We start from the raw sequence: 11,697 nt of genomic DNA on the forward strand, positions 1-11,697 counted from the left end.
GACTTTTTAAACGAAAGTAGTAATAGTTATAGAAGAGTATGAATCATTCAGGAGGGGTACGATGTCACATGAAATGGTGAATCCGAAGTTACAAAGTATCATTGATAATATAGAGAAAGTCATGATTGGAAAGAGAAAGGTGGCGGAACTGAGCATTGTTTCCTTGCTTGCCGGTGGGCATGTACTGCTTGAGGATGTTCCGGGTGTAGGGAAGACGATGATGGTCCGTGCGTTGGCCAAATCCGTTGGGGCAAGCTTTAAGCGGATTCAGTTTACGCCGGATTTATTGCCATCGGATGTGATCGGTGTATCGATTTATAATCCGAAAGAAATGGAATTCACGTTCAGGCCGGGACCAATCATGGGGAATATCATTTTGGCGGATGAGATCAACCGTACATCACCGAAGACTCAGTCTGCTTTGCTTGAGGGTATGGAAGAAAGCAGCGTGACGATTGACGGGATGACCCGGAAGCTGGATAAGCCTTTCTTCGTTATGGCGACCCAGAATCCGATTGAGTATGAAGGGACCTATCCGCTTCCGGAAGCACAGTTGGACCGATTCCTGTTGAAGATGAAGATGGGGTATCCGGAACCGGAAGAAGAGATGGAAGTTCTTCACCGCGCACAGCGTACTCCGCCGATCGATGAATTGGAGCCGGTGATGACCCTTGAGGAATTGAGATATATCCAAGGGGATGTGAAGGAAGTATTGGTGGACGACACTATCAAGAAATATATCGTAGAAATTGCGAATCGTACAAGGATCCATGCCAATGTATACCTTGGTGCGAGCCCGCGTGGATCGATTGCGTTGATGAAGGCATGTCAGGCGTATGCTTATTTAAGGGGCAGGGATTATGTGGTTCCTGATGATGTCCAATTCCTGGCGCCATACGTATTCTCACATCGTATTATTATGAAGTCTGAAGCGAGGTATGAAGGGATCACTCCTGAGGAAGTGGTGGAAAGAGTCATGGCTCGCATACCAGTTCCTGTCCAAAGGATTGCGAGATAGATGAAGACGAAACTTCGATTATTAAAACCACTTGTGAAGTTTTTGCTTTTGCTCCTCTTGATGGGGGTGACGTTTTCGTATGCGATGTTCCAAGGTGGGTTTGTGAGCTGGTTTTTATTTTATAGCTTTTTGCCGTTTGCCCTTTATTCCGTGTTGGTTTTCTTATACCCTCTTTCGGAGTTTTATGTAGAGAGGAGCTTTGAATCGGCGGAGTATAAAGCGGGGGATGAATTAAAGGTGACGATCACCCTGTCCCGTAAGATCCCCTTTCCCTTGTTTTACATGGTAATGGAGGATGTGGTGACCGATTCGGTCTTTCATCATTCGGGTTTCCAAAAGGCGAAGGCGATGATCCATCCTGGATTCAGAAAACGGATCAATCTCACCTATTATGTGGATGAACTTCCCCGAGGAGAGCATATTTTCTCTAATGTGCGGTTCAAAACAGGTGATTTCTTTGGTGTTTTCGAAAAGGAAGCGACGGTGGATTGCGTGGACAAACTCCTCGTTTATCCTTCAATCGTCGATGTCCCATATCGTCCGTTGGAGAATCGGTATGATCAAGGGATGACCACTTCGAATGTGAAGATCCAAAAGGACACGACGATGGCGACCGGTATTCGTGATTATCAGCCGGGGGACCGTTTTTCGTGGATTCATTGGAAAACCTTTGCCAGAACGAATGAACTGATGACAAAGGAGTTTGAAGAGCGGCAATCACATGATGTCCTTATCGTCCTCGATCGGGAGGCTTCTCCGGCATTTGAAGCGATGGTGACCTTTACGGCATCTATGATCCGTTCCATCGTAAAGAAAGGGGCGCAGGTCGGCCTTGTGTCGATCGGTGAAGATCATGTTTCGTTTCCGATCCGCGGCGGTGATGAGCACTTGAGTCAGCTGAATTATCATTTGGCTAAAGTGAGGCAGGACAGTCGTTTTGCTTTAGGGAAGGTCCTGCAGGGAGCGGGATTGAACTATTCTCAATCAGCAGCGGTCCTCTTCGTGACCTCCTCCGTTTCGAAAAAAATGATTATGAGCGTGAATGAGTATGCGAAGCGGAACAGCTCCGTTGTCATCTTTTTGGTGAAAAGAGTGGGAGAGGCGTACACGGCAGAAGAGAAATCGCTGAAAGCCTATGCTTCCTCCAGGGGCATCCGGTTAAAAGTGTGCTACGAAGGTGATTTCTCATCCGCCTTTCTGGAGGTGAAGCGGGCATGAGACATGTTACAGCGAACTCCTATTTTAAGTTCATGGTTTATTTGCTTGGATTTTTACTTTTGTGGGAGTGGTTAAAGCCCCTTAAGGTAGTGACGGACACAGCCAGTTTGACGTATTTTGTTGTCTTTATCGCCCTGTCCCTCGCCCTGTCTTTTTTCAGGATTCATTATCTGATTACGGCGTCGGTGAAAATCCTTTTTATCCTTTACAGTCTGCATGTATTGTATTATGCCGGTTCCTTCCTGGGTCTTGGGTGGTTCATGAAGTTCAGCCACGATGTATGGGTGAATCTCGGATTGACCCTCGGTCGTGAGTGGCCGAGTTTGTCTTTTGAATACAGAAGCTTATTGTTTTTCGTGCTCCTGTGGCTGATGACGTACTTGATTCATTATTGGATATCGGTTCGGAAAACGATTCTACTTTTTTATGTGATGACGGTCGCTTATGTGTGTCTGATTGACACCTTTACGGTTTATGAGGGAGACAGCTCCATTATACGAGTCGTCATTTTCGGCTTTCTTCTCATGGGGTTGTTGGCGCTTGAAAGACTGGTGCAAAGAGAGAATCTACGTGGTTCCAAAATGAGCCGTCATCGCTGGATTGTTCCGCTGACGGTGATGCTCGGGGTCAGTTCGGTCGTTGCCTTTGCAGCGCCTAAAGCAGATCCCATTTGGCCGGACCCGGTCCCTTATCTCCAGTCCTTCTCTGAGGATGCAGGTGGCAGCGGGGTGAACAAGATTGGCTACGATTCCGATGACACGAAACTGGGGGGGCCCTTTGTCGGTGATCCGACTGTCGTATTTAATGCTGAGGTGACAAGGGAACATTATTGGAAGATTGAATCAAAGGATTTGTACACCGGGAAGGGGTGGAAACAGTCCATCCCGGATGAACAGGAGAAATCCCTTCCGTTCGACCCAGGGAAAAAGGTTCCCATTCCCTCGCCGGAATCGGATGAAGAGCGGGACCTTGAAAGTGAAAAAGTCATGGTAGAGCGCAAGTATTCCCATGTCGTCTATCCATATGGGGTGGAGGCGATAAATGGAAATGATAAGGGGTATTTCAGCTTTAATCCTATCGATGAAAAAGTGACAAGCTATAAGGGATCCGATGAAACCGTCAAGCTTGAAGAATATGAGCTCTCCTACCGTTCCCCATCCTATTCCCAGAAAAAGATGAAGGCGGCGAATGAAGAGCAGGAAATCATGCAGGTACCCGAGTTTGTCGATCGATACACCCAGCTGCCCGAGACGACTCCTCAACGGGTCAAGGACTTGGCCGTTGAGATCACGTCGGAAGAAGATAATTGGTATGACAAGGTAAGGGCGATCGAACAATACTTTTCAAAAGAAGCGTATGTATACGATCAGTTCGACGTACCCGTTCCTGAAGAAGGGCAGGATTACGTGGATCAGTTCCTCTTTGAAACACAGCGCGGCTATTGTGATAACTTCTCCTCTTCCATGGTAGTGCTTGTCCGTTCTCTGGGAATCCCGGCAAGATGGACAAAAGGCTATACAGAGGGGGAATACAGCAGACAGGTGGATTCGAAGTACAAGCTTTACGAAGTATCAAACAACAATGCCCACTCGTGGGTAGAGGTCTTCTTCCCAGAAGTGGGGTGGGTTCCGTTTGAGCCGACAGTCGGCTTCAGTAACAACGTATCTTATCAGTATGACCTGGATGTACCTGATTCAGAGAAGAATGAAGTCCCTTTACCGGAGCAAAAGGAGACTCCAAAAAAACCTTTACAGCCTGAAGAAGATACTGCCTCTTCCGGTGATGGTTTTTCTATATCCAAGCTTTGGGAGGACCTAAAGTCATTTGTCGTGGACAACTGGGGCAAAATTGTGATGGGTGCCATTCTCTTGATCATCATTGCGGTTGCTTTATACCTTGTGAGAAGACGATGGATGCCGTATGTCCTGATTTTCTATTACCGCAGGAAATCGTCGGATGATGTATTCTCTGACGCCTATCTGTCTCTCATGAAACAGTTGGAAAGGTACGGACTGAGATTGGAAGACGGCCAAACATTACGGGGGTATTCCAGATACATCGATTCCTTCTTCGGTACCCGTGAAATGACCAGTCTGACGAATAATTATGAACGGGTTCTGTATGGTCAGAAGCCTACATCAGAAGATTGGGTGAAGATGAGGGAATTATGGGAAAATTTAATTAAAAGGACAACCGGTTGACCCGGTAGACCACAAAGTATAAAATGATGTCAAATTCAAATAGCGTTCGTTAGCATCCTTCGTATATCCTCGATAATACGGTTCGAAAGTATCTACCCGGTCACCTTAAATGACTGGACTATGAAGGCAGTGTTCTAAGTTGACATCCGTGTATGCAAAAAAACTAGAATTCTGCCTTTTTTTAAGGCGAAGTCTAGTTTTTTTTATATTTTTTGGAATGCTAACAACAATAGATAGTATAAGGTAAATAAACTGAAGAGGTGAACTGAATGCTTGGTAAAGAAGAATTGCACAATCAAGAAATGATCGTCGTTTTGGACTTTGGAAGTCAGTACAATCAATTAATCACGCGAAGAATTCGTGAGTTTGGTGTTTATAGTGAGCTCCACCCGCATACAGTTACCCTTGAAGAAATTCAGGAGATGAATCCAACGGGAATCATTTTCTCCGGTGGACCGAATAGTGTCTACGGTGAAGATTCGTTCCGTTGTGATGAGCGTATCTTTGACCTGGATATTCCGATTCTCGGAATTTGCTACGGCATGCAGTTGATGACGATGCACTTTGGCGGTAAGGTAGAACGCGCGAAGCACCGTGAGTACGGAAAAGCTGCCATCAACATCGAGAAGCAGTCAAAATTATTCTCGAACCTGCCTGAAGAACAAGTCGTTTGGATGAGCCACGGGGATTTAGTCGTTGAAGCTCCAGCAGGCTTTGATGTGAATGCAACGAATCCATCTTGCCCGATTGCTTCTATGAGTAATGAAGAAAAAGGCCTATATGCGGTTCAATTCCACCCTGAAGTGCGTCACTCGGTGCATGGAAACGAAATGTTGAAGAACTTCGTATTCGAAGTGTGTGGATGTACTGGCGACTGGTCCATGGAGAACTTCATCGAAATGGAAATGGACAAAATCCGCCAAACAGTTGGAGACAAAAAGGTTCTTTGTGCATTGAGCGGAGGAGTCGATTCTTCTGTCGTGGCCGTGTTGATCCACAAAGCCATCGGCGATCAACTGACATGTATCTTCGTCGATCACGGCCTTCTTCGTAAAGGGGAAGCGGATAGCGTAATGAAGACATTCGCTGACGGATTTAATATGAACGTCATTAAAGTGGACGCACAGGATCGTTTCTTAAATAAATTAAAAGGTGTATCCGACCCTGAGCAAAAACGCAAGATCATCGGAAATGAATTCATTTATGTGTTTGATGATGAAGCAACGAAGCTTGAAGGCATCGAATACCTTGCACAAGGTACGTTATATACAGATATCATTGAAAGTGGTACGGCAACTGCGCAGACGATCAAGTCTCACCATAATGTCGGCGGGCTTCCTGAAGATATGCAGTTCACTCTGATTGAACCATTGAACACTTTATTCAAAGATGAAGTGCGTGCATTAGGTTCTGAACTGGGTATTCCAGATGAAATTGTGTGGCGCCAACCATTCCCGGGACCTGGTCTTGGTATCCGTGTCCTTGGTGAAATTTCTGAACAGAAACTTGAAATCGTCCGTGAGTCTGATTACATTCTCCGTGATGAAATCAAGAAAGCCGGCCTTGATCGTGACATCTGGCAATACTTCACTGTCCTGCCTGATATCCGTAGTGTCGGTGTTATGGGGGATGCGAGGACATATGATTACACGATCGGAATCCGTGCAGTTACCTCCATTGACGGTATGACGTCAGATTGGGCGCGTATCCCATGGGACGTATTGGAGAAAATATCAACACGCATCGTAAATGAAGTCGATCATATCAACCGCGTGGTGTATGATGTGACGAGTAAGCCACCTGCAACAATCGAGTGGGAATAATGAAATAGGTTTGAGTGAAAAACTGACAGGCTTCTTCCAGATCGATTCCATTCGACAAACGGAAGAATGCCTGTCGTTTTTTGTATTAAACGAACATTATATCAAGAAATTAAAATAATGTTCGTATTTTCTGTTGACGGACTGAATTCCCGTTGGTACAATAGTACTGTAATCATAACAAAACATTATAAAAGTATTACGTCGTATAATTTCGGGAATAGGGCCCGAGCGTTTCTACCAAGCTACCGTAAATGGCTTGACTACGAGGTGATGGATGATAGGGCCATACGTTGGTTCCTTATTGATCTTGATCTTAACAGTCAAAGCCTTGAACTCTGGTAGTTCGAGGTTTTTTTATTTTTTACGACGACTCTATAGGAGGAGTAAGAGAATGAGGAATTTCTTTCAGTTTGACCAGTTAGGAACGAATTATAAAAGGGAGATCATCGGGGGACTGACAACATTCCTATCGATGGCCTATATCTTAATTGTTAACCCGCTTACGTTAACCCTTCAATCCGTACCGGATCTTCCGGACAGCATGCGGATGGATTATGGTGCAGTGTTTGTCGCTACAGCTTTAGCTGCTGCCATCGGGTCATTGATCATGGGATTGATCGCCAAGTATCCGATCGCTTTGGCACCGGGGATGGGCTTGAACGCCTTCTTCGCATACACGGTCGTACTAACGATGGGTGTACCATGGCAATCTGCTTTAACGGGAGTGTTGATTTCAGGATTGATCTTCATTGCATTGACATTATCCGGCATCCGGGAGAAGATCATTAACTCAATCCCTGCCGAATTAAAATACGCTGTTGGAGCCGGTATCGGTTTGTTCATTACATTCATCGGCTTTCAAAATGCGGGAATCATCGTAAACAACGATGCCGTACTAGTCGGGCTTGGTGATTTAACAAAAGGAACGACATTACTTGCTATTTTCGGAATCATCATTACAGTTATTTTGATGACAAGAGGCGTCAAAGGTGGAATTTTCATCGGGATGGTCGTAACGGCCATCGTCGGAATGATTGCAGGTCTGATCGATACACCGGAAAGGGTAGTAGATTCAGCACCAAGTCTTGCACCGACTTTCGGAGCGGCTCTTGAGCCATTATTTAATGATGCAGGCAGTATTTTTACCATTCAAATGCTTGTGGTCATCCTGACGTTCTTATTCGTCGATTTCTTTGATACAGCCGGTACACTGGTGGCAGTGGCGAACCAGGCTGGACTGATAAAAGACAACAAATTACCACGTGCAGGTAAAGCATTATTCGCAGATTCTTGTGCCACAGTAGTCGGAGCCATCTTGGGAACTTCTACAACAACATCTTATATTGAATCATCTGCAGGGGTTGCAGCAGGAGCGAGGACTGGATTCGCATCCGTTGTCACGGCCATCCTGTTCGTCCTATCGATTTTCTTCTTCCCGTTACTTGCCGTCATCACGTCGGCTGTGACGGCGCCGGCCCTGATTATTGTCGGGGTGCTGATGGTATCATCATTAGGTGAAATCGACTGGAAAAAATTCGAGGTAGCTGTACCGGCATTCCTGACGATTGTTGCCATGCCGCTTACGTACAGCATTGCAACAGGTATCGCCATCGGGTTTATTTTCTACCCGATCACGATGATCATGAAAGGTCGCACGAAAGAAATTCATCCAATCATGTATTTCTTGTTTGTGATCTTTGTCCTGTACTTCATCTTCCTAGTATAAAATAGGTACCGATAATGAGAAGCTGATCGATTCCAGATCAGCTTCTTTCTGATTTTTATCGAAAAAAGTGTAGAATATAAATAAAGGGAATGACAACAAAGGTAGAGAAGGTAGTACTAAGGTAAGAAATTAGAATTGAAAAAAGGGTCAGTTTTCGTTAAAATCATGAAAACAGGTTGTGTCGAAAATGGTCGAATATATAGGGAGAATTGAGTATGTCTACTTTAAATGTGAAAAAAGTCTTGAATAACAACGTATTGATAGCCGTTCATGAAAGCTACGGAGAGGTCGTGCTGATCGGGAAGGGGATAGGATTCAACCGGAAAAAGGATGATCCCATCCAAAACGATATTGCAGAAAAGATGTTTGTCCTAAAAGGGGAAAAAGAGCAGGAGCAGTATAAAAACCTTCTTCCTTTTCTAAATGAAGACATGTCAAACGTCATTATCTCTGCCATCGAGCTGATCAGAAAAAGAACCAATTCATTCCTGAACGAGCATATTCACATCGCCCTTACAGACCATATCCTGTTCGCAATAAACCGATTGATGAGAGGGATGGAGATTCGGAATCCGTTCCTTGTGGAGACAAGGACTTTGTATCCTTTTGAATATGAAATTGCGAGAGAAGTCGTCAGCATGATCAACGAAATGACCGACGTCCATTTGCCTGAAGGGGAAGTGGGATTCATCGCCCTTCATATTCACAGTGCCATGATGAACAAGGATCTTTCTGAAGTGAACCAGCATTCCCAGCTGATCAGTCGCCTGATAGGGATGATCGAACAGCAGCTGGACGTGGAAATCAATAAAGAGAGCGTCGATTACATGAGGCTCATACGACATATCCGTTATACGATTGAACGGGTTTTGCGGGGAGAAAGAGTAGAAGAACCAGAAAAAATTGCAAAACTGTTGAAAGAAGAATACCCTGTCTGCTATAATCTATCTTGGAAGCTGATTAAGATGATGCAGCAAACATTGCAGAAACCCGTGTACGATGCAGAGGCAGTATACCTTACGATGCATCTTCAACGGATTCAAAATAAAGTGAATTAAAGTACTTATCTTTCTTACGTGTTACTGATTCGATCAGGCATGAGTGAAGAAGATAATTGAAACGTGTATTTTGGGGTAGTCTATCCATATACGTTCATTATCCTCTTTTCTCATGCCTTTTTTGTTTGGTTAGGCGCAATCATCTAATTAGTCGAAAATGAAAATAAAGGGAGGAAACTCACATGTTTAAAAAGGCTTTTGGTGTACTACAAAAAGTCGGTAAAGCATTAATGCTTCCAGTTGCGATTTTACCAGCAGCCGGACTTTTACTAGCGTTTGGTAATGCGCTTCAAAATCCAACGCTTCTAGACATTGCTCCATTCCTTAATAACGGCGGCGTTGAAACCGTTGCCAGCGTAATGGAACAAGCGGGTGGAATTATCTTCGGAAACTTGGCACTGCTCTTCGCAGTCGGTGTTGCCATTGGTCTTGCCGGTGGAGAAGGGGTAGCTGGTTTAGCGGCTATCGTTGGTTTCCTGATCATGAACGTAACAATGGGTACGGTCGAAGGGTTAGGTATTGGTGATGTTACGGGCGAAGGCGTCGATCCTGCATTTGCACTGGTACTCGGTATCCCGACCTTACAAACAGGTGTATTCGGCGGTATCATCGTCGGTATCCTGGCAGCGACCATGTACAATCGTTTCTTCCAGATCGAACTTCCTTCATACTTAGGATTCTTCGCAGGTAAACGATTTGTTCCAATTGCAACAGCAGCATCTTCCGTAGTATTAGGATTATTAATGTTATTAATTTGGCCACCAATCCAAGATGGTCTGAACACATTCTCAAACTTTATGCTTGGTGAAAACAGAGCATTCGCAGCATTCGTATTCGGTGTAATTGAACGTTCACTTATTCCATTTGGATTACATCACATTTTCTATGCTCCATTCTGGTTCGAATTCGGTTCTTATACGTCAGCAGCTGGTGAAGTTGTTCGTGGGGACCAGGCAATCTTTATGAAACAAATTCAAGATGGTGTACAAGACCTGACGGCAGGTACGTTCATGACTGGTAAATTCCCATTCATGATGTTCGGACTTCCGGCAGCGGCATTAGCGATCTATCATGAAGCGAAGCCAGAACGTAAAGCAGTTGTAGGTGGGATCATGGCATCTGCTGCCCTGACTTCATTCTTAACAGGTATCACAGAGCCTATTGAATTCTCATTCTTATTCGTAGCACCTGTACTATTTGGAATACACTGTATCTTTGCAGGTTTATCATTCTTAACGATGCATCTGTTAAATGTAAAGATTGGTATGACATTCTCAGGTGGTTTAATTGACTACATTCTATTCGGACTGATTAACCCGCAAACGAATGCCTGGATCGTCATCCCGGTAGGTATCGTGTTTGCATTCATTTACTACTTCGGATTCCGTTTCGCTATCCGCAAGTTCAACCTCATGACTCCAGGTCGTGAAGAAGTAGATGAAGATGAAGATGACGCTCCTGCAAGTTCAGCTGGCGATCTTCCTTACAACATCCTTGAAGCAATGGGTGGACAAGAAAACATCGCTCACTTAGACGCATGTATCACTCGTTTACGTGTATCTGTCAATGACGTGAAGCAAGTAGATAAAAAACGTCTGAAAAAACTGGGTGCTTCAGGTGTCCTTGAAGTAGGAGATAACATTCAAGCGATCTTCGGACCAAAATCAGACACAATCAAATCACAAATGCAAGACATCATCCGTGGAAAAGCTCCACGTAAAGTAGAAACAAACGCAAACGAAGAAGTAGAGCAACAAATCGAAGAAGTGAACCCTGATGCACTTCAAACAGAGCGCAACAACGAAAAGTTTGTAGCTCCGATCACAGGTGAGATCAAAGACATCACAGAAGTTCCTGACCAAGTATTCTCAGGCAAAATGATGGGTGACGGTTTCGCGATCGTACCGACTGAAGGAACAATCGTTTCTCCAATCACAGGTAAAGTCGTGAACGTATTCCCGACGAAGCATGCCATCGGATTGGAATCCAAAGCAGGACGTGAAGTACTGATCCACGTTGGAATCGATACAGTGAAACTGGAAGGTAAAGGATTCGAAGCTTTAGTAAAAGAAGGGGACCAGGTAGAAGCCGGTCAACCATTACTAGAGGTAGATCTAGACTACATCAAAGAAAACGCTCCTTCCATCATGACACCGATTGTCTTCACGAACCTTAAAGAAGGTCAGCAAGTGACAATCGAGAAGTCAGGTAACGTGAACCGTAACGACGAAAACGTCATTAAGATCGACTAATGTTCTCGGAAGAACCGGCCAGCCCTCCAAGGAGTGCGAGCCGGTTCTTTTTTATATAGAAGAAAAAGACGATATTGTTTGTAGGAAGATGAACGGTTAATAGAGAGGTTTGAAAGTTTTTAAATTAAATCTATTAAATCTATTGACGAATATCTAATAGCTTGATATACTTTAAAAACCGTCGCAAGAGAGCAGCGGGTTACATAACAACATTCAGCGAGATCATAAAACATTTCAAAAAAGTTGTTGACAAACACATTGCATTCTTGATATGATGGTCAAGTCGCTTCAAACGAAGCACTTACACATTGAACCTTGAAAACTGAACAAAACAAGACAATACGTCAACGTTAATTCTAGATTTATTTTTAAAGAGCTATTCAAACTTTTATCGGAGAGTT

General features: G+C 44.4%; 7 protein-coding genes and 2 riboswitches. All 7 genes read left to right on the plus strand.

Going from position 1 to position 11,697, the window contains the following annotated elements:
* Nucleotides 1–61 precede the first annotated feature (61 nt).
* The gene (locus LCL96_RS23080; RefSeq protein ID WP_224945623.1) at nt 62–1,018 is read left to right on the plus strand and encodes an AAA family ATPase; all 957 of its coding nucleotides are present in this window, start codon (nt 62–64) and stop codon (nt 1,016–1,018) included.
* Complete coding sequence (locus tag LCL96_RS23085; RefSeq protein WP_224945625.1) at nt 1,019–2,236, plus strand: DUF58 domain-containing protein; 1,218 nt, start codon at nt 1,019–1,021, stop codon at nt 2,234–2,236.
* The gene (locus LCL96_RS23090) at nt 2,233–4,437 is read left to right on the plus strand and encodes a DUF3488 and DUF4129 domain-containing transglutaminase family protein (protein WP_224945627.1); all 2,205 of its coding nucleotides are present in this window, start codon (nt 2,233–2,235) and stop codon (nt 4,435–4,437) included. Before LCL96_RS23085 ends, LCL96_RS23090 begins: the two co-directional genes overlap by 4 nt.
* Before the next feature lie 39 nt (nt 4,438–4,476).
* A riboswitch (purine riboswitch) is annotated at nt 4,477–4,578 on the plus strand.
* A 128-nt stretch (nt 4,579–4,706) separates the two neighbouring features.
* Entirely contained in the window at nt 4,707–6,260 is a 1,554-nt protein-coding gene (gene guaA / locus LCL96_RS23095; protein WP_224945629.1) for a glutamine-hydrolyzing GMP synthase, read from the plus strand.
* A 181-nt stretch (nt 6,261–6,441) separates the two neighbouring features.
* Nucleotides 6,442–6,543: riboswitch (purine riboswitch) on the plus strand.
* 108 nt (nt 6,544–6,651) lie between these two features.
* Nucleotides 6,652–7,986, plus strand: a complete 1,335-nt coding sequence (locus LCL96_RS23100) for an NCS2 family permease (RefSeq protein ID WP_224945630.1) — start codon at nt 6,652–6,654, stop codon at nt 7,984–7,986.
* A gap of 215 nt (nt 7,987–8,201) precedes the next feature.
* Nucleotides 8,202–9,044, plus strand: a complete 843-nt coding sequence (gene glcT / locus LCL96_RS23105) for a glucose PTS transporter transcription antiterminator GlcT (RefSeq protein ID WP_224945631.1) — start codon at nt 8,202–8,204, stop codon at nt 9,042–9,044.
* Nucleotides 9,045–9,226: 182 nt separating this feature from the next.
* The gene (ptsG, locus tag LCL96_RS23110; protein WP_224945632.1) at nt 9,227–11,296 is read left to right on the plus strand and encodes a glucose-specific PTS transporter subunit IIBC; all 2,070 of its coding nucleotides are present in this window, start codon (nt 9,227–9,229) and stop codon (nt 11,294–11,296) included.
* Nucleotides 11,297–11,697: the final 401 nt, after the last annotated feature.

The sequence above is a fragment of the Rossellomorea aquimaris genome (genome assembly GCF_020172085.1).
Lineage (GTDB): Bacteria > Bacillota > Bacilli > Bacillales > Bacillaceae_B > Rossellomorea > Rossellomorea aquimaris_E.

Coding starts and splice junctions, on each gene's coding strand:
- LCL96_RS23080 (WP_224945623.1), top strand. CDS start 62: ATGTCACATGAAATGGTGAATCCGAAGTTACAAAGTATCATTGATAAT.
- LCL96_RS23085 (WP_224945625.1), top strand. CDS start 1,019: ATGAAGACGAAACTTCGATTATTAAAACCACTTGTGAAGTTTTTGCTT.
- LCL96_RS23090 (WP_224945627.1), top strand. CDS start 2,233: ATGAGACATGTTACAGCGAACTCCTATTTTAAGTTCATGGTTTATTTG.
- guaA (WP_224945629.1), top strand. CDS start 4,707: ATGCTTGGTAAAGAAGAATTGCACAATCAAGAAATGATCGTCGTTTTG.
- LCL96_RS23100 (WP_224945630.1), top strand. CDS start 6,652: ATGAGGAATTTCTTTCAGTTTGACCAGTTAGGAACGAATTATAAAAGG.
- glcT (WP_224945631.1), top strand. CDS start 8,202: ATGTCTACTTTAAATGTGAAAAAAGTCTTGAATAACAACGTATTGATA.
- ptsG (WP_224945632.1), top strand. CDS start 9,227: ATGTTTAAAAAGGCTTTTGGTGTACTACAAAAAGTCGGTAAAGCATTA.